This window comes from Blastomonas sp. (genome assembly GCF_030373265.1).
GTDB lineage: Bacteria > Pseudomonadota > Alphaproteobacteria > Sphingomonadales > Sphingomonadaceae > Blastomonas.
In genome coordinates, this window is record NZ_JAUCZC010000003.1 from 122,850 (window position 1) to 141,450 (window position 18,601).

17 protein-coding genes are annotated in these 18,601 nt (G+C 65.4%); 12 read left to right on the forward strand and 5 right to left on the reverse strand.

The genetic code is table 11. The features are described from left to right. Positions 1 to 54: 54 nt before the first annotated feature. The gene (locus QUV11_RS02670; protein ID WP_300880415.1) at positions 55 to 585 is read right to left on the reverse strand and encodes a hypothetical protein; all 531 of its coding nucleotides are present in this window, start codon (positions 583 to 585) and stop codon (positions 55 to 57) included. 24 nt (positions 586 to 609) lie between these two features. Next, the gene (locus QUV11_RS02675) at positions 610 to 4,770 is read right to left on the reverse strand and encodes a hypothetical protein (protein ID WP_300880416.1); all 4,161 of its coding nucleotides are present in this window, start codon (positions 4,768 to 4,770) and stop codon (positions 610 to 612) included. Between the two features lie 252 nt (positions 4,771 to 5,022). Here QUV11_RS02675 and astD point away from each other — a divergent pair, with 252 nt between their 5' ends. The 9 genes from astD (at position 5,023) to QUV11_RS02720 (ending at position 14,032) form a co-directional block, all read left to right on the forward strand. After that, on the forward strand, positions 5,023 to 6,432 hold the full coding sequence (astD, locus tag QUV11_RS02680; RefSeq protein WP_300880417.1) for a succinylglutamate-semialdehyde dehydrogenase: 1,410 nt from the start codon (positions 5,023 to 5,025) through the stop codon (positions 6,430 to 6,432). A gap of 114 nt (positions 6,433 to 6,546) precedes the next feature. Beyond that, on the forward strand, positions 6,547 to 7,338 hold the full coding sequence (gene cobA, locus QUV11_RS02685; protein ID WP_300880418.1) for a uroporphyrinogen-III C-methyltransferase: 792 nt from the start codon (positions 6,547 to 6,549) through the stop codon (positions 7,336 to 7,338). Further along, on the forward strand, positions 7,335 to 7,625 hold the full coding sequence (locus QUV11_RS02690; protein WP_300880419.1) for a DUF2849 domain-containing protein: 291 nt from the start codon (positions 7,335 to 7,337) through the stop codon (positions 7,623 to 7,625). The genes cobA and QUV11_RS02690 overlap by 4 nt, the downstream gene beginning before the upstream one ends. A gap of 4 nt (positions 7,626 to 7,629) precedes the next feature. Continuing rightward, on the forward strand, positions 7,630 to 9,264 hold the full coding sequence (locus QUV11_RS02695; RefSeq protein ID WP_300880420.1) for a nitrite/sulfite reductase: 1,635 nt from the start codon (positions 7,630 to 7,632) through the stop codon (positions 9,262 to 9,264). Next, positions 9,257 to 9,694 (forward strand): DUF934 domain-containing protein, encoded by a 438-nt coding sequence (locus tag QUV11_RS02700; protein ID WP_300880421.1) that lies wholly within the window; start codon positions 9,257 to 9,259, stop codon positions 9,692 to 9,694. Before QUV11_RS02695 ends, QUV11_RS02700 begins: the two co-directional genes overlap by 8 nt. After that, complete coding sequence (locus QUV11_RS02705) at positions 9,691 to 10,506, forward strand: phosphoadenylyl-sulfate reductase (protein ID WP_300880422.1); 816 nt, start codon at positions 9,691 to 9,693, stop codon at positions 10,504 to 10,506. The genes QUV11_RS02700 and QUV11_RS02705 overlap by 4 nt, the downstream gene beginning before the upstream one ends. A gap of 12 nt (positions 10,507 to 10,518) precedes the next feature. Beyond that, positions 10,519 to 10,995: a BLUF domain-containing protein gene (locus tag QUV11_RS02710; RefSeq protein WP_300880423.1), complete on the forward strand. Its 477-nt coding sequence runs from the start codon at positions 10,519 to 10,521 to the stop codon at positions 10,993 to 10,995. Between the two features lie 259 nt (positions 10,996 to 11,254). Next, positions 11,255 to 11,740: a hypothetical protein gene (locus tag QUV11_RS02715; RefSeq protein ID WP_300880424.1), complete on the forward strand. Its 486-nt coding sequence runs from the start codon at positions 11,255 to 11,257 to the stop codon at positions 11,738 to 11,740. A gap of 237 nt (positions 11,741 to 11,977) precedes the next feature. Next, positions 11,978 to 14,032 carry an amidohydrolase family protein gene (locus tag QUV11_RS02720; protein ID WP_300880425.1) on the forward strand — a complete coding sequence of 685 codons (2,055 nt, stop codon included), beginning with the start codon at positions 11,978 to 11,980 and terminating at the stop codon, positions 14,030 to 14,032. 136 nt (positions 14,033 to 14,168) lie between these two features. Here the strand turns inward: QUV11_RS02720 and QUV11_RS02725 are convergent, their stop codons facing one another. Further along, positions 14,169 to 15,308 (reverse strand): beta-ketoacyl-ACP synthase III, encoded by a 1,140-nt coding sequence (locus tag QUV11_RS02725; protein WP_300880426.1) that lies wholly within the window; start codon positions 15,306 to 15,308, stop codon positions 14,169 to 14,171. Positions 15,309 to 15,455: 147 nt separating this feature from the next. Between QUV11_RS02725 and QUV11_RS02730 the strand changes: the two genes are divergently transcribed. Both QUV11_RS02730 and QUV11_RS02735 read left to right on the forward strand, forming a co-directional pair. After that, positions 15,456 to 16,280: an SDR family NAD(P)-dependent oxidoreductase gene (locus QUV11_RS02730; RefSeq protein WP_300880427.1), complete on the forward strand. Its 825-nt coding sequence runs from the start codon at positions 15,456 to 15,458 to the stop codon at positions 16,278 to 16,280. Beyond that, positions 16,277 to 16,705: a cupin domain-containing protein gene (locus QUV11_RS02735; RefSeq protein WP_300880428.1), complete on the forward strand. Its 429-nt coding sequence runs from the start codon at positions 16,277 to 16,279 to the stop codon at positions 16,703 to 16,705. Before QUV11_RS02730 ends, QUV11_RS02735 begins: the two co-directional genes overlap by 4 nt. Positions 16,706 to 16,968: 263 nt before the next feature. On the opposite strand, the gene QUV11_RS02740 is transcribed toward QUV11_RS02735, so the two are convergent. After that, positions 16,969 to 17,373, reverse strand: a complete 405-nt coding sequence (locus QUV11_RS02740) for a GFA family protein (RefSeq protein ID WP_300880429.1) — start codon at positions 17,371 to 17,373, stop codon at positions 16,969 to 16,971. 37 nt (positions 17,374 to 17,410) lie between these two features. After that, positions 17,411 to 17,899, reverse strand: a complete 489-nt coding sequence (locus tag QUV11_RS02745; RefSeq protein WP_300880430.1) for a DUF2505 domain-containing protein — start codon at positions 17,897 to 17,899, stop codon at positions 17,411 to 17,413. Between the two features lie 96 nt (positions 17,900 to 17,995). Here QUV11_RS02745 and QUV11_RS02750 point away from each other — a divergent pair, with 96 nt between their 5' ends. Continuing rightward, complete coding sequence (locus QUV11_RS02750; protein ID WP_300880431.1) at positions 17,996 to 18,598, forward strand: LysE family translocator; 603 nt, start codon at positions 17,996 to 17,998, stop codon at positions 18,596 to 18,598. Positions 18,599 to 18,601: the final 3 nt, after the last annotated feature.

Here is an 18,601-nt window from a genome sequence, read left to right on the forward strand (position 1 = left end):
TGCGCGAGTGTGCTGCGCGGGGAAAGCGCGAATTGTGATTTGGTGTGCGCACGATTACCGCGTCGAATTGCGGCCGCGCTCGGGGGCTTCTTCCGATGCAATCGCCTGCGGGCTGATCGACACGCCGTGCAGCCGCCAGCGCCCTTCGACCCACTGGAAGAAGAAATCGAAGAACAAGGCGGTGGGCCTGAGCCCGAAATAGCCGCGCACCCGGATCACGCCGGGCTCCGCCACCGAGGGCGGCTCGGTATAGGTCGGCGCGAGCAGCAGCGCGTTGGACAGATCGACCCGGCTTTCGCGGATGCTGGCGAAGATCTCGCCCAGCCGCGCGGCGTTGTTGTTGACCTGGAAACCCGGCGACGAGATGTCGCGCAGCACCGAATAATTGCCCGACAGATTGGCGTGATGCACCGCGGTCATCGTCGACCACAGCAATTTGGCGAGCTCGAGCTCACTGGGCACCGGCTCCACCGAGATCGGCGGTTGCGCGGCCTGGGTCTGGGCATGCGTCGGCATCGACCAAATCACCGCTGCCAGCAAAAAGGCCGGAGCAAAACGCCCCGGCCGAGTGATCAATAATGGCATATCGTTCCTTACAACCGATTGGCCCTACCAGGCGATCTGGAACCCGCCGCGTGCGCCCACCGATCCGCTGTTGAAGCCGACACCGATGCCCGCCGACACAGAGGCATTTTCGGCAACGCGGGCGGTGATCGCCGTGGTCAACGAACCCTGGTCCTCATAATAGCCGACGCCGCCCGATAGCGCAAAGGTGGTGCCCGGCGGCAGCGCGGGCGATTCCATCGCCAGCGCCATCGCGACACCCTCGTTCGCCCGGCTGATCGCCCGCCGGTTGATCTCGGTCAGGTCGAACAGCGTGTTGACCTGTCCGCTGAGCACATTGACCTGGCTGTTGGTGGCGAAGGTGTTGACCGCAGGTCCCGCGCCCAGCGTGCCGCTGGCGTCGGTGGTGACGATCGAGGTGGTGCCGCTCTGCGCGGCGGTGCTGGCCGCCAGATCACCGATGGTGACCGAGCTGCCGGTTCCGCCCAGCTTGATCTGGCCCGCCCGGTTAGCTGTCGCGCCGTTGCCGATCGCCACCGAATTGGTGAACGCCGCCGAGGTCTGGTTGCCGATCGCGATCGCTCCCGCACCCGAGGCCACCGCGGCCTCACCCACCGAGACCGAACGCACGCCCGAGGCCACGGCGAGGTGCCCCAGCGCGGTCGCCCGCTCGCCGGTCGCTTCTGCCCGCCAGCCATAAGCGGTGGCGGCGGTCGCCGTCGCCAGCGCCTGCCCGCCCACCGCGGTGGTCGATGCCCCGGTCGCCTGGGTCGCGCGGCCCGATGCGCCGTCGCGGTTGCCACCGATGGCGATCGCATCGCCGCCACTCGCCACCGCGGTGTTCCCGATCGCGATCGCGTTTGTGCCGCTGGCGACCGAGAGGTTGCCGACCGCAACGCTCAATGCACCCGACGAATTGGCCGCCTCACCCACGGCGGTCGAGCGCACGCCCGATGCGTTGGCGAGATGGCCCAGTGCAGTCGCGCGTTCCGCCACCGCCTCGGCGCGCCAGCCGAAGGCGGTTGCGGCCGTGGCCGTCGCGAGCGCGCGCCCGCCGACCGCGGTGCTCGACTGCGCCGTGGCGACCGCGCTCAAGCCCATCGCGACCGATTCGACACCGGTCGAGCGCGCGTCGTTGCCGATGGCGATCGAACCGACGCCCGATGCCACGGCCCCCAGCGCGTCGGCATCGCCGCCGTCCTCACCGATGGCGATCGATTGCGCACCGGTTGCCTGGGCGTTCGATCCATAAGCCGCCGAGCCTGCGCCCGTCGCGGTCGCGCCTGCCCCCACGGCCGTCGATCCCGATGCGACGGCGCCCGCACCGATCGCGGTAGCGCCCGGGCTGGTCGCCTGCGCGCCTTCGCCCACCGCGGTCGCATCGACCGAGCTTGCCACCGCTCCATTGCCGACTGCGGTCGAATCCTCAGCAGAAGCACTCGCACCAACCCCGACCTGGGTGCTGTCCACCCCGATGCCGATCCCCGATCCCGGCGGCGCCGCTGCCACCGCGATCAGATTGCCCGCTGAATCGATGGTCAGGAAGAACTGCTGTCCCGCAGGCACCATCCCCGCCAGCCCCGCGAAACGATAGCTATGGTTGGCCGAGCCGAGCACGAACTGGTTGTTCGCGGTCGCGACCGAGCCGCTGCCGATCACGATCGAGTTGCTGAACATTCCGGTCGAGGCGGCGTTGCCGATCGCGATTGAGAAATCGCCGCTGGCGGTCGCACTCTTGCCCAGCGCCAGCGAACGGATGCCGCCCGCCACCGCCTGATGGCCGACCGCGAGCGAAAGCTCTCCGGTCGCCTGCGCCTGCCAGCCGAAGGTCTGCGATCCCCGGCCCGACGCCACCGATTCGCCACCGACAGCGGTCGCATGAAAGCCCGAGGCATTGGCAAGATCGCCGATCGCCACCGCATCCTCATCGCCGGCACTGGCCAGGTTGCCGATCGCAACCGAGGTGCCCAGGGATGCCGCGTTGGCGCTGTTGGTCGTCGCCTGATTGCCGATCGCGACCGAATTGGTGGCGGAGGCCACCGCGCTCTTGCCGACCGCGGTCGAGCGCACGCCGGTGGCCTGCGCCTGGTGCCCTGCCGCCAGCGACAGGTCGCCCGAGGCCACGGCCTGCCAGCCAAAGCTCTGTGCGCCGCGACCCGATGCCACCGATTCACCGCCAACGGCCGTGGCGTGGAAGCCCGAGGCCAACGCCAGATCACCCACCGCAACCGCATCCTCGTCGGTCGCGCTTGCCAGATTGCCGATGGCGACCGAGGTCAGCGCGGTGGCGTTTGCCGCCTCGCCCACCGCCAGCGATCGCACCCCGGTCGCGTTGGCAAGGTGCCCCAGCGCGTGTGCCCGCTCGGCATTGGCATTGGCGCGCCAGCCGATCGAGGTCGCGCCCGGGCCGATGGCATCGGCCTCACCGCCGATCGCGACGGTCGAGTTGCCGATCGCCCGCGCGCCGGTCCCGGCATCGTCGCCGCCGATCGCCAGCGCATCGATGCCCTCTGCCGCCGCGTTATCGCCCAGCGCGATCGCCGACGCGCCGGTCGCGTTGGCGCCGGCCTGGGTGCTGTTGATCGCGAAATAGTTCAGCCGGTTGGCGTTGGCGGTGGTGGTCGCTGCCACGGCGTTGAGCTGGCCGACATTGACCGCATCGGTCAGCGCGGTGCCCGCCGCGACATTGGCGATCTGTCGTTCCGCACCAGCCGCGCCCACCGAGACAGTGCCGGCACGATCGGCCACGGAATTGGCGCCCAAAGCCACCGAATTGGCTGCGGTGGCCGAAGCGAAGGTGCCGACCGCAGCACTGTTGTCTCCTGCCGCCGAGGCGCTCTTGCCCAGCGCGGTCGCCTGAACCCCCGCAGCCACCGCCTGATGGCCTGCCGCCAGGCTGAGATTGCCCGAGGCGACGGCCTGCCAGCCGAACGCCTGCGCGCCGCGGCCAGATGCGACCGATTCGCCGCCCACCGCGGTCGCGTGGAAGCCCGAGGCATTGGCCTGGTCGCCGATCGCCACGGCATCCTCATCGCCCGCGCTCGCCAGATTGCCGACCGCCACCGAGGTGCCGAGCGATGCCGCATTGGCGCTGTTGGTGGTGGCGAGGTTGCCGACGGCCACCGAGTTGATCGCCGAGGCGGTGGCGCTCTTGCCAACCGCGGTCGAGCGCACGCCCGTCGCCTGCGCCTGATGGCCCGCGGCGAGCGACAATTCGCCCGAAGCGACCGCCTGCCAGCCGAAGCTCTGCGCGCCGCGTCCCGATGCCACCGATTCCCCGCCCACTGCCGTGGCGTGGAAGCCGGATGCCAGGGCCGCATCGCCGACCGCGACCGCATCTTCATCGGTCGCCTGCGCCAGATTGCCGATAGCGGTGGCAGTCAGAGCCGACGCATTGGCGGCCTCGCCAACCGCCAGCGACCGGATACCGGTCGCCTGCGCGAGGTGTCCGAGGGCATGAGCACGCTCCGCCGCTGCGTTGGCGCGCCAGCCTAATGCGGTCGCTCCCGGCCCTGCAGCATCGGCCTCGCCGCCGATCGAGACCGTGGAATTGCCGATGGCGGTGGCGCCCGCTCCGGCGTCATCCCCTCCGATCGCGAGCGCATCGATGCCTGTCGCCTGCGATCCATTGCCTATTGCGATGCTGGCCACGCCGCTGGCTGCCGCAAGGTCACCCTGCGCGATGGCAAGACTTGCCGACGCCACCGCCGCTTCGCCGATGGCGAGCGACCGGATTCCCGTGGCTTGGGCCAGATGACCGAAGGCGTGCGCGCGCTCTGCATTGGCGACCGAGCGCCAGCCGAACGCCGTCGCGCCAGGGCCTGAAGCAAGAGCCTCGCCGCCCACCGCGGTTGTCGAATTTCCGATCGCCCGCGCGCCGGTACCGCCGTCATCGCCCCCGATCGCCAGCGAGTCGATCCCTGTCGCCGAACTGTTGTTGCCGATCGCAATGCTCGCGGCACCCGAGGCAACCGACGTGGTGCCCACGGCAGTCGAGTTCACTCCGGTCGCGGTCGAACCGACACCGCACTCGGTGGTTCCGACCACATCATCCGCATTGCCAGCGGTGCCATCGGGGCCCGCATTGACGTTGCAGGGTGCGGTTGCGTCGGCATGGGCCGGGCTTGCGATGGCGATTGCTGCTGCACTCGACGCCAGAAACAGCGAGGTGCGCAACGCTTTTGCGTTGTTTGGGAAAGCTTTCATGGGTCCGCTCCTTGTTCAATGACAAGGCGGGTGTTGCCCCCGGCCAAAAATTCTACTCATGCGACCCTGCTCGCCGAGTGGTAATTAACCAGCCGGCGCGAAGCCTAGCAGAGGTTGCCGAAGGATCAAGCCCCCGATAATCGACCGGCTTGCGCAGCCCGCACGTTCAGGAGTTTAAGTCTCTGCCAATCCTTGCTATCCGGATGCCGGATGGACATACCTATTGCTTCCGACCGCCAGAAAGCCTGACTTTTGCCAGAACTTGTTTCCTTTGAACCTGCTACCGGTGCCCGCTTGTGGACAGGAGCGCATGGCAATGTCGATGCCGAGGTTGCCATGGCGCGGGCGGCGTTTCCCGAATGGGTGGCAATGGCGGTCACCAAGCGAATCGAACTGTGTCGACGCTTTGCCAATCAGGTGCGCGCCCGGTCCGAGGAATTCGCGACCCTGATTGCGCGCGAGACCGGCAAGCCGCTGTGGGAATCGCGGACCGAGGTCGAATCGGTGATCGCCAAGGTCGATATCTCGGTCTCGGCCTATGCCGAACGCACCGCGCAGCGCAAGCTCGACAGCGCGCTGGGCGGCACGATGGCGCTGCGCCACAAGCCGCACGGCGTGATGGCGGTGCTGGGCCCCTATAACTTCCCCGCGCACCTGCCCAACGGCCACATCATTCCGGCCTTGATCGCGGGCAACGCGGTGGTGTTCAAGCCATCCGAAAAAACGCCCGCGGTGGGCGCGATGCTGGTCGAGTGCCTGCACCAGGCGGGCATCCCCGAAGGCGTGGTCCGGCTGGTGATCGGGACCGGCGAAGAGGGCAAGGCGCTGGTCGCGCACGAGGATGTCGACGGCATCCTGTTCACAGGCTCGGCCACCACCGGAATCGCCATCAACCGCACGCTCGCCAGCCGCCCGGACAAGATTGTCGCGCTGGAAATGGGCGGCAACAACCCGATGGTGATCTGGGACACGCCCTGCATATCCGATGCCGCCACGCTGATTATCCAGTCCGCGTTCACCTCCGCCGGCCAGCGCTGCTCGGCCGCCAGCCGCCTGATCGTGCGCGATACCATCTATGACGCGGTCATTGCCGAGACCAAGAAGCTGGCCGACCGGATCATCGTCGGCGCACCGTTCGACGACCCGCAACCCTATATGGGCCCGGTCATCGACAACCAGGCCGCCGACGGGCTGACCGAAAGCTTCCTGTACCTGCTGAGCAATGGCGGGCGCGTGATCAAGCATCTGGTGCGGCTGGACGACAAGGTGCCTTTGCTCTCGCCTGCGATCATCGATGTCACGGCCATCAAGGACCGCCCCGATGTCGAACTGTTCGGCCCGCTGCTGCAGGTGATCAAGGTCAGCTCGTTCGAAGAGGCGATCGCCGAGGCGAACAACACGCGGTTCGGACTGTCTGCGGCGCTGGTCGGTGGCAGCCCCCAGCACTACAAGCAGTTCTGGGCCAACATCAAGGCGGGCATCGTCAACTGGAACCGCCCGACCAACGGGGCATCATCCAAGGCGCCGTTCGGCGGAGTCGGCCTGTCGGGCAACCACCGCGCCAGCGCCTATTATGCCGCCGACTATTGTGCCTATCCGGTGGTCTCCAACGAGATGGAACAGCCCCGCGCCACGATCGGCATCGGCCTGAAACAGGACTGATTGTCGCTGGTTCCAAAGCCTGAGCAAAAGCAAAACTAAGCCGCGCCAAAGGGGTTCTGCTTTGCAAGTCGAGCGGGCACGGACCAGATGCACCGTTGGAAAGGACCAACGGACATGACTCATCTGCAAGCACAATCTTCACAGGGCACCGTCTGGCTGGTCGGCGCAGGCCCGGGCGATCCCGACCTGCTGACGGTGAAGGCCGCGCGGATCATTTCGCGCGCCGCGCTGATCGTGCATGACGGGCTGGTCGACGATGCCATCCTGGCGCTGGCCCGCCCCGATGCACGGCTGATCTCGGTCGCCAAGAAGCGCGCGCGCCACACGCTGCCGCAGGACGATATCAACGCATTGCTGATCGCCGAAGCCCGCAAGGGCCACGACGTGGTGCGGCTCAAGGGCGGCGATCCGTTCATTTTCGGACGTGGCGGCGAAGAGGTCGATGATTGCCGCGCCGCCGGCGTCGCGGTCGAGGTTGTCCCCGGCATCAGCGCCGCCAACGGCAGCGCGGCGGCCGCGCAACTGCCGCTGACCCATCGTGACCTGTCGAGCGCGGTGACCTTCGTCGCGGGCCAGTGCAAGGGGCTGACCGAACAGGACTGGTCTGGTCTTGCCGGCAAGGGCCGCACGCTCGTGATCTATATGGGCGTCGCCACCGGCGATGCGATCGCCGAAAAGCTGATCGCCGACGGCCTGTCGCCCGACACCCCGGTCGCGGTGCTCGAAAAGGGCACGCGCGAAGACATGCGCACCCTGCGTACGTTGCTCACTGACCTTGGCCCGATGATCGCGCGCGAAAGCGTGATCAGCCCGGCGCTGATCGTGATCGGTGATGTCGTGACGCGCGCGCGCGCCACCGATTGCCTCCCCACCCTCTTTGCCCAGCATCTGGAGCCCGTTGCATGAAGATCCTCACCGGTAACGACCTGAAGACCGGAGACGTCGTCTGGTGGGCGGGCGATACCCGCTGGTCGCGCCATCTGGCCGACGCGGTGGACGCCGGCGCGGAAGCCGAAGCGATTTTGAAGCGCGAGGAAGCCGCGCTGCGGGTCAACGTGCCCTATATCGTCGATGGCAAGCAGACCGACCAGGGTCCGATGCCGCTGCACATCAAGGAGCGCGTCCGCGCGTTCGGCCCCACCGTGCGGCCCGACCTTGCCATCAACACCAGCATCCCGATTCTGAAGACCTAAGCTCATGTACCAATACGACAAATATGACCAGGCGATGGTCGATGCGCGGGTCGCGGAGTTCCGCGATCAGGTGCGTCGCCGCCTTGATGGCAGTCTCTCGGAGGACCAGTTCAAACACCTGCGTCTCAAGAACGGCCTGTATCTGCAGTTGCACGCGTACATGCTGCGCGTCGCGATCCCGTATGGCACCTTATCGTCCAAGCAGATGCATATGCTCGCGCACATCGCGCGCACCTATGACAAGGGCTATGGCCACTTCACTACCCGGCAGAACATCCAGTACAACTGGATCAATCTGGAGCAGACGCCCGACATCCTCGCCGATCTGGCGACGGTCGAGATGCACGCCATCCAGACCAGCGGCAACTGCATCCGCAACATCAGCTCGGACCATTTCGCCGGCGCCGCCGCCGACGAGATCGCCGATCCGCGCCCCTGGGCGGAGCTGCTGCGGCAATGGTCGACCTTCCACCCCGAATTCCAGCTGCTGCCGCGCAAGTTCAAGATCGCGGTCATCGCCTCTGCGACCGACCGCGCGGCGATGCGGCTGCACGATATCGGCATCGAGCTGGTCAACAATGCAGACGGCGTGCTGGGCGCCAAGTTCTTCGTCGGTGGCGGCATGGGCCGTACCCCGATGATCGCGCCGTGCATCCGCGAGTTCGTGCCTGCCGAAGAGCTGATCAGCTATTCGGAAGCCTGCCTTCGCGTCTACAACCGCTATGGCCGCCGCGACAACAAGTACAAGGCACGGATCAAGATCCTGGTCCACGAGATCGGTGCGGACGAATATCGCCGCCAGGTCGAGGAAGAGTTTGCGCACATGAAGACGCTGGGTCTCATTCCCCCGGTGGCCGAGCTCGAACGGATCAGCGCGTTCTTCACAGACCCTGCATTCGAGCAGGGGCTGAGCGACGATATCGACCGCTCCGATCCCGATTTCGCGGTCTGGGTCGATCAGAACACGCACAAGCACAAGACGCCGGGCTATGTTTCGGTGACGATCAGCCTCAAGCCCGAAGGCGGCATCCCCGGCGATGCCACCGCCGAGCAGATCGACCTGATGGCCGATCTTGCCGAGCGCTATGCGTTCGACGAGCTGCGCGTCACCCACACGCAGAACATCGTGCTGGCGCATGTCCGCAAGGCCGACCTTTATGCCATCTGGCAGCAGCTCGATGCGGCAGGCCTTGCCACCGCCAATCTCGACTTGATCAGCGACATGATCGCCTGCCCGGGTCTCGATTATTGCAGCCTCGCCAATGCACGATCGATCCCGGTCGCGCAGAAGATTTCGCAGCGCTTTGCCGACACCGGACGCCAGCGCGATCTGGGCGAACTCAAGCTCAAGATCTCGGGCTGCATCAACGCCTGCGGCCACCACCATGCCGGGCACATCGGCATCCTGGGCGTCGACAAGAAGGGCGTCGAGAACTTCCAGCTGCTGCTCGGCGGATCGGCGGCGGAAGATGTTTCGATCGCCAAGATCGTCGGCCCCGGCTTCGACGAGGACGGCATCGTCAACGCGGTCGAGACCGTGACCAACGTCTATCTCGGTGCGCGCGAACAGGGCGAGCGTTTCGTCGATACCTATCGCCGCATCGGCATGGAACCGTTCAAGGAGGCGCTTTATGGCTGAGCCACAGATCATCTATCGCGATGAGCCCGCCGTCACCGATACGCCCGTCGCCCTGACCGACTTCGCTAGCGGATCGAACGCCGCCGCCGTGCGGATCGAGCCGGGCGAAGATGCACGCGCTCTGTTGCCGCATCTGAGCCAGATCAAGCTGGTCGAGATCGCCTTCCCTGCATTTGGCGATGGCCGCGGCTTTTCGTCGGCGCAGATCCTGCGCGAGGCGGGCTATGTCGGCGAACTGCGTGCAACCGGCGACGTGCTGGTCGACCAGTTCGTCTTCCTGCGCCGCTGCGGGTTCGACAGTTTCGCGCCCAACAGTCCGCTCAACGAAGACGACGTGAAGGCGGCGATGAGCTTCTTCCCCGATTTCTACCAGAAGACCAGCGACGGCGTCGCCGCGATCTGGGCCCAGCGGCACCCGGTGGCATCATGAAGCCGGCACAGACCAAAGATGCCGGACAGCGGCTGCGCGACCGGATCGACGTGAAGCCGCGTTTTTCCGAGAGCGACGCCATCCGGCTGAACAACATGTTCCGCGGCACCGAAACCGCCGACATGGTGCGCACCGTCATCAAGGAAGGCCTGGTCGGCGATCTGGCTATCGTATCGTCCTTCGGCGCGGAAAGCGCGGTGCTGCTGCACATGATCGCAAGCGTCGATCCGACGCTGCCGGTGCTGTTTCTGGATACGCAGAAGCATTTCCCCGAAACCGTCGCCTATCGCGATACGCTGGTCGAGCGGCTGGGGTTGACCAACCTCGTCATGCTGTCTCCCGATTCCAGCGAACTCGCCGCGCAGGATGCCAACGGCCTGCGCTGGTCCTACGACCCCGATGGCTGCTGCGAGATCCGCAAGGTGCGTCCGCTTGCCAAGGCGCTGCTCGAGTTTGACGGGTCGATCACCGGCCGCAAGGGCTTCCAGTCGGCGACCCGCCAGGGCCTGCCGCGGTTCGAGATCGACACATCGGACGCGCAGGGCCGGTTCAAGATCAATCCGCTGGCAAGCTGGACCAAGCCGATGCTGGATGCGTATTTCGCCGAGCATGACCTGCCCCGCCACCCGCTCGAATCGCAGGGCTATCCTTCGATCGGCTGCGCGCCGTGCACCAGCAGGGTCGCGCCCGGCGAAGACCCGCGCTCGGGTCGCTGGAAGGGCTGGGACAAGACCGAATGCGGCATCCACAGCGATGTCACCCCGCTGCCGGGCGCAGATGACGACAACGGCGCAAACGACCCGGTATTTTGAGGCTTCGCGAGCTTGATCGGTTGGCCGCAAGTACAACACGCCGTTTACCATGAATTAACTGCGCGCCAGCAGTGTCAGCGCATGACACGCACTCCTTTAATAGAACAACTTCTGTACATCAGTACCGTTTCACCCAATGAAACCGTAGACCTTGCCACGATTCTGGCAACGGCGCGGCGGAACAACCGCGCCAACGGCATCACCGGGCTGTTGATGTATAATTGCAAGAGGTTCCTCCAGGTGCTGGAGGGCCCGGCCGATGCGATCGACGCCACCTTCAACCGCATCCGCCGCGATACCCGCCATCGCGGCCAGGTGCTGCTGGCGCGCAAGACAATCGACCAACGCGAGTTCGGGGACTGGTCGATGGATTTCAGGGGCGAAACAAACCAGGATGCCGATGCGCTGTATGACACCATCTGCGCCAAGATCGCAAATGCCAGCCCCAATCTGCGGGCGGAACTGACGGCTTTCGCGAGCCAGATCTGAGGTCCATCGCCCGTCCGCGCCCTAGAAATGCTGCGCAGCATTTTTTGCGATACCTTGCCCGAGATGGTTGACAATGACCCGCGCGATCATATCTTAAAGGGAGCGGGCCGGGCCCCTCTGACGCGGGACATTCCCCATATGTCTTTCGTGATGTCGGACCGCTACGGGATGCGCAACCATCCCGGGCTTCAGGCCCGGTCAATCCACCCTATCTTCGCGTATCCCGACCAATGCACACATCCATTGGAAAGGACACACTATGAAAACGAAAACGACCGCCAAGATCGCGGCATTGTCAGTAGCAGCACTCTCGGCCGCAGGCATGGCATTCCCCGCCATCGCTGCCGACTATCAGGATTTCCGTCATCAGGTCGAGGTTCCCCACGGGGAGCGCCAGGTGACGGCGGTCTATCAGCCCAAGACTTCGGTCAGTTACCGCCAGGTCGGCAATATGACCCCCAACCGCCCGAGCACAGCCCGGTGCATGTGGCAGGCGGAAGTCTCCGTCGAACGCCATCTGCAGGCGCCTGCTGGTCAGGGCAGCCATGTCGTGCGTACCCTGGTGCCCACCAAGGTGATCGAGGGTTCGACCAACGGTCGCTGTGCCCAGGGCAAGGAGCAGGTCAACAGCGCGATTGCGCGCCGCTCAGACGAGGTCCGCGCGCATGTGCTCGCGGTCGCGGCAGAAGACCGCAACGCTCTGATGGCGGAGCTTAACCTCGCCGGGACTGCCCCGGCGGGCTGAGGCCATCCGAATACATCCTCCCCGATACGGGGAGGGGGACCACCCGCTTGCGGGTGGAGGAGGGGAAGCGAGATTGCACTTCTCGTGAGAAGCTGCACCCGGCCGCTTCCCCTCCGTCAGCCCTGACGGGCTGCCACCTCCCCGTTCGGGGAGAGGATTTAAGATCGTACCCTCCGCTTGCCATCTGCCCCGGGCTAGCCCACTGTCTTCCCAATAAAAAACAGGGAAGGACAGGCCATGTCGGCTAAAGCATTCAAATTCGGTTCGATTGCGCTGGCGCTCGCCATCGCACCGCTGATGGGCACAGCCCAGGCGCAGACCACTGCCAAGACCGAGAACTTCTCCGTCATCATCGGCGGCACCAAGGTTGGTCATCTCGACGTTGTGCGCACTGGCGACACGGTAAAGATCGACTACGACTACAAGAACAACGGCCGCGGCCCGACGATGAAGGAAGAGTTGAAGCTGGATGCCAACGGCATGCCGGTCGCCTGGAAGATCACCGGCAACTCGACCTTCGGCAATGCAATCAACGAAAGCTTTGTCATGCAGCGCGGCACCGCGCGCTGGACCGATTCGACCGGCAGCGGCACCGCCAGGCCCAAGGGTCCTGCGATCTACGTCGCGCAGGAAGGCAGCCCGTGGTCTGCAGGCCTGTATGCCCGCGCGCTGCTCGCCGATGACGACCGCTCGCTGCCTGCCCTGCCCGGTGGCGCGTTGACGCTGGCTGAGCTCGAGAAGGTTCAGGTCAGCGGCACGGCCGGCGCGATGACGGTCACGGCCTATGCGCTGTCGGGCAATGATCTGGATCCCGGCTATTTCCTGCTGGACGATAGCGGCGCGCTGTTCGCCGCGATCAGCCCGCGCGCGGTTTTCGTCCGCAACGGCTTCGAGGGCGAGGATGTCCGGCTGCGCGATCTGGCGGTCAAATATTCGACCGAACGCTTCGTGACGATGCAGGCCAAGGCGGCCCAGAATTACAAGGCGCCGGTGCGCATCACCAACGTCCGTCTGTTCGATCCGGTCGCGATGGCGCTGACCGAACCCAAGACGGTGGTCGTCAGCGGCAGGCACATTTCCGCCGTGCTGCCGGTTAACAGCCCTGCCACCGCAGGCGAGGTCGTCATCGACGGCAATGGCGGCACTCTGGTCCCCGGCCTGTACGAGATGCACGGCCATATCGGCCAGGAAGACGCGATGCTCAACATCCTCGCCGGGATCACCACGGTGCGCGACATGGGCAACGAGATCGATGTGCTCGATGGGCTGATCAACCGGATCGAGAGCGGCGTGCTCGCAGGCCCGCGGATCGTCAAATCCGGCTTCATCGAGGGCAAGAGCCCGTTCAGTTCGAACAACGGCAAACTGGTGACCAGCGAACGCGAGGCGATCGATGCCGCGCGCTTTTATGCCGCGCGCGATTTCCAGGCGATCAAGATCTACAACAGCATGAACCCCGAGTGGATCCCCGCGCTGGTCAAGGAGGCCAAAGCGCTGGGGCTGCACGTGATGGGCCACGTTCCTGCTTTCACCAACGCGGATGCGATGATCGCGGCGGGCTATGACGAGATGACCCACATCAACCAGGTGATGCTGGGGTGGGTGCTGGAGCCGGGCGAAGATACCCGCACCTTGCTGCGCCTGACCGCGCTCAAGCGGCTACCGGGGCTCGACCTCGACAGCGGCCGGGTGAACACCACCATCCGCGCCATGGTCGACAACAAGGTGACCATCGACCCGACCTTTGCCATCCATGAATCGCTGCTGCTGGCACGCAACGGGACGGTCAATCCCGGCATGGTCGATTATGTCGACCACATGCCCACCGGCGTGCAGCGCAGCGCCAAGCAGGCCTGGTCGAATGTCGGAAACCCGGCCGATGACAAAGCCTATCGTGGCGCGTTCGATCAGGTTGCCGCCACTATCCGCAAGATGCACGAGGCAGGGATCTTCCTGATCCCCGGCACCGACATGGGCGGCAGCTTCACCTATCACCGCGAACTGGAGCTTTACCAGAAGGCGGGCATGACCCCGGCCCAGATCCTGCGCCGTGCGACCTATGACATGGCGCAGTATCTCAAGCAGGACCAGTCGCTGGGCAGCATCGAGAAGGGCAAATATGCCGACTTCTTCCTGATCCAGGGTGATCCGACCAAGGACCTCAAAGCCATCAAGGCAATCCGCATGGTCGCCAAGGACGGCGTGTTCTATTACCCCAGCGAGGTCTATCCCGAGTTCGGCATCAAGCCGTTCGCGACCAAGCCCAAGGTGAAGATGCCCAAGGAAGGCTGAGAGCCTTTACCCGTCATTCCCGCGAACGCGGGAATCCCGCTTGCCGGCGGTAGCGCAAAAGTGGGACCCCCGCGTGCGCGGGGGTGACGAGGACAAAATCGCTATTGGTTGGAAGAACGTTGGTCCGCGAAGCGGCTCACCCCACCTTGCGCACCACCACCGAGCCTGCCGAATAGCCCGCACCGAACGAGCAGATCAGCCCGGTGTCGCCCGGCTTCAGGTCTTCGTTGTGCAGATGGAAGGCGATGATCGATCCGGCGGACGAGGTGTTGGCGTAGCTGTCGAGCACCGTCGGGCTTTCGTCCTCGCTCGCCTCGTGCCCCAGCACGCGCTGCGCGATCAGCCGGTTCATGCCCGCATTGGCCTGATGCAGCCACAACCGGCGCAGGTCAGCAGGCGCCAGCCCCAGCCGCGCGATATGATCGGTGATCAGCTCGCCAACCATCGGCACGACTTCCTTGAACACCTTGCGGCCCTCCTGAACGAAGAGCTTGTCGGCATCGTCGCGGCTCTCGGGCGCGGTGCGGTTGAGGAAACCGAAATTGTTGCGGATGTTGTTCGAAAAGCGCGTCTTGAGCTGGGTGCCCAGGATATCCCAGTGCTGCGCCGGCGCCAGGTCCGCGTCCTCGACCAGCACGGCGGTCGCAACATCGCCAAAGATGAAGTGGCTGTCGCGGTCGCGCCAGTTGAGATGGCCCGAGCAGATCTCGGGGCTCACCACCAGCACCGACCGGGCATTGCCGGCGCGGATGAAATCGGCTGCGGTCTGGATGCCGAAGGTCGCCGAGGAGCACGCGACGTTCATGTCGAAGCCGAAGCCTTCGATTCCCAGCGCGTCCTGCACTTCGATCGCGATCGCGGGATAGGCCCGCTGCAGATTGGAGCAGGCGACCAGCACCGCATCGACATCCTTCGCGTCGCGCCCGGCGCGCGCCAGCGCGTCACGGGCGGCGGCGACACCGATTTCTGCAAGCACCGAAAGTTCGTCGTTGGGGCGCTCGTCGAAGCGCGGACACATCACGTCGATGTCCAGGATCGATGCCTTGGAGAGCACCTTGCGCGCCTTGATCCCGCTCGCCTTTTCGATGAATTCAACCGAGGATGGCTGCAGCGCGATGACGTCGCCAGCATCGATTGCTGCGGCATGCTGCGCATTATGCTGCGCAACATAAGCATTAAAGCTTTCGACAAGCTCGTCGTTGCTGATGCTGTCGGCGGGGGTGAAAAGGCCGGTCGCAGAGATGACCGGGCGGGCATTTTTGTAGGCGGAAGTCATGAAACCGTAGGGTCCTGCGCTATAGCTGGAGCGGGTGGGCGTCTTACTGCCGCAACACGCCGATGGCAAGGGCTGTGCGAAATGCGCTTGCCGTTTGCGCGCGCTGGCCCTTTGATGCACGCCGACCAGATCAGGAGAGGCAAGCACATGGATTACGCAGGCAAGGTCATCTGGATCACGGGGGCATCATCGGGCATCGGCGAGGCGCTGGCAGAAGCGTTCTCCGCGCAGGGGGCATCGCTGATCCTTTCGGGTCGCCGCACCGAGGCGTTGCAGGCCGTGGCCGACCGGCTGCCGACCCCCGCGATGGTTCTTCCCTTCGAGACCACCGACAAGTCAGCCCTGCCCGCCATCGTCGAGCGCGCGATCGCCTGGCAGGGGCATGTCGATGGCCTGATCAACAACGCCGGGATCAGCCAGCGCGCGCTGGCCATCGACAGCGCACTCGAGGTCTATGACCGGATCATCGAGGTCGATCTGCTCGCGCCGATCTGGCTCACCCAGTTGCTGTTGCCGCACATGGCCGCACGCAAATCCGGGCTGATCGTTGGCATCTCTTCGGTGGCCGGCCGCGCCGGGGTCGCGCTGCGCACCGCCTATTGCGCGGCCAAGCACGGGCTGATCGGCTATCTCGATGCGCTGCGCGCCGAGACCGAGGTGCATTGCGGACTGAAGGTGCACACCGTTCTGCCCGGATCGATCCGCACCCAGGTATCCGTCAATGCGCTCGCCGCTGATGGCAGCGCGCATGGAAAGACCGACAGCGCGATCGCCAACGGCATGGACCCGGGCGAATGTGCTGCACGGATCCTTGCCGGGATAGCCGCAGGCGAGCGGGAAATTCTGGTGGCCGAAGGAATCGAGGAAATGGTCGCCGGGATGCGGTTCAGCGATCCGGAAAAGCTGTTCGAGATGACGGCAGCGATGGGCGGCCAGTTGGCGGCGCAGCGCGACGCGGCGCTGGTGCCATGACCGGGACGCCGCACGAGCTGATCGAACGCCTCGCCCTCAGCCCGCATCCCGAGGGTGGCTGGTATCGCGAAACCTGGCGCGGGGCGGCAGGCGCGGATGGCCGGGCGAGCGAGACGCTGATCTTCTTCCTGCTGGAAGCGGGGCAGCAATCGCATTGGCACACCGTCGATGCGACCGAGATCTGGTGCTGGCACGCAGGCTCTGCGCTCGCGGTCGGGACAGCGCCGGGCGATGACGGGCCGGTGGCGTGGCACAGTCTGGGCACCGATTTTGCTGCCGGTCAGTCGCCCCAGCTGGTCATCCCGCCGCACCACTGGCAGGCCGCGCGCGCCACGCACGGCTGGGCCCTGGTCAGTTGCATGGTCTCGCCGGGGTTCGAGTTCAGCGGCTTCGTGATGGCCGAGCCGGGTTGGGAGCCGGGGTGAGTTCGCTGTGTTCCTCAACGGATGACAGCCGCCTCTTGCCTCTCCCGTGATGGAAAAGGCAGCGAGACTTGGTGGCTCTGCCACCTGGTCGCGGCAATGAGGGTGATCGTGCGGCTGGGTACTGCTCTGGATCCACATGCCGACCAAGCGCAATCCGGAGGGATCACCCCCACCCCACCCTCCCCCATCGAGGGGGAGGGCTTTCAGCATTACTACTCGCGGGAAAGGGACGATTGAGCAGCTGCCGCCCCCTCGACCATCCGCTAGCCAGGCGTCTTGTCGAACGTCACCGCACCTTCGGTATACCGCACCCAAGGCTGGGCACTGCGGGTCCAGAAGTGCATCCTGGGGTCGAGCCCGCTGACATCGTCGAGCGTCCCGGCCTTGACGAAGTGCATCCCTGCCTGGCTGGGCAGATCGGACAGGATCGGCGATCCGCAAGTCCCGCAGAACCGGCGATAGACCGGATCGCCGCTCTCTCCGGTGTCCTGATAGGTGGTCAGCGCGCCGGTGATCGCCATCTGTGCCTCGCGCACCCCGATCAGCACCGACATCGCGCTGCCGGCCTGTTTCTGGCAGTTGCGGCAGTGGCACACCGCGCTCAGCAATGGCTCCCCCTCGATCGTGTAGCGCACCGCGCCGCACAGGCATCCCCCGGTCATCGTCATCGCGTCTTCCCTCCTTGCAACCGCCTGCCCGCGCGCCTCATCCGTGCGTGTCGATCCAGGCGAATTCCTCGATCAGCAGCTTGGTGCTGTCCTCGAGCATCAATTTTTCCACCATATCGGCGACCATCGGCGCGCGGCTGGAGACGCTGATCTCTGCTTCGCAACGAGTCGTGTTGTCATCCACCGGCGTCAGCGTGATCTGCGCCGCGCCTTCAGCGGCAAGCCCCTTGGGCTTGGCATTGCGCTGCGCGGTCCAGCTTCCATCAGGATGCTGCTGCCAGAGGTCGCTCTGGGTCAGGTCAAGCCATGACCCGATGACCGAACGGATCAGGGCGGGTGCCTTCACCGGCACCTGGCGGGCAATCGTCACCTGAATCTGTCCGGGTTCGGGTCGCTCGACCGTCACATGGACATCGCGCGATCCCTGGGCCTGCATCATCGCGGTGAGGAACGCCTCGTCGGTCCAGCACGCCACCACGAGCGCCACCGGCTTTGCAAATTCATGGCTTTCCTGCCGCTTCAACATCGATTTTCGGTATCCCCTGGTCCAGCGCCCAGATACTCTGCATTGCGCTTGTGCGGCATCAGCCTAGGCTCTGCGGCGATGTTGGCAAGCTATGTCATGACCGTTCTCGTCATCGAACTCACACCGGGGCCCAACATGGCCTATCTGGCGGCGCTGACTCTGGGCGCCGGGCGCCGGGCGGGGCTGGCTGCTGTCGCGGGTGTCGCGCTCGGGCTGGCACTGATCGGGGTGGCTGCGGCTGCAGGTCTGGCGACGCTGATTGCCGCCAGCCCGACGATCTGGGCTGCGCTGCGCTGGGCGGGCGGGCTGTATCTGCTGTATTTGGCATGGGAAACATGGCGCGGCGAGGCGGAAACCTCGCCTGCCGACACCGCCTCGTTCCAGCGCAGCGGCGCGCACTATTTCACCCGCGGGCTGATCACCAACATTCTCAATCCCAAGGCGGCGCTGTTCTATGTCGCCATTGTCCCGCGTTTCCTTCCGGACACCGGACCCACCCTGGCAACCGGGCTGGGGCTCACCGCGATCAGCGTGGCCGTCGCCACCACGATCCATCTTGCCATCGTGCTGCTAGCCGCGAAGATGCATCCGCTGCTCAGTCAACCAGGACGGATGGAGCGCACACGGCAGCTTTTGGCGATCGGGCTGGCGATCATCGCGATCTGGTTTCTGCTCACCACCGCTGGCCCTTCGATTTAGCGC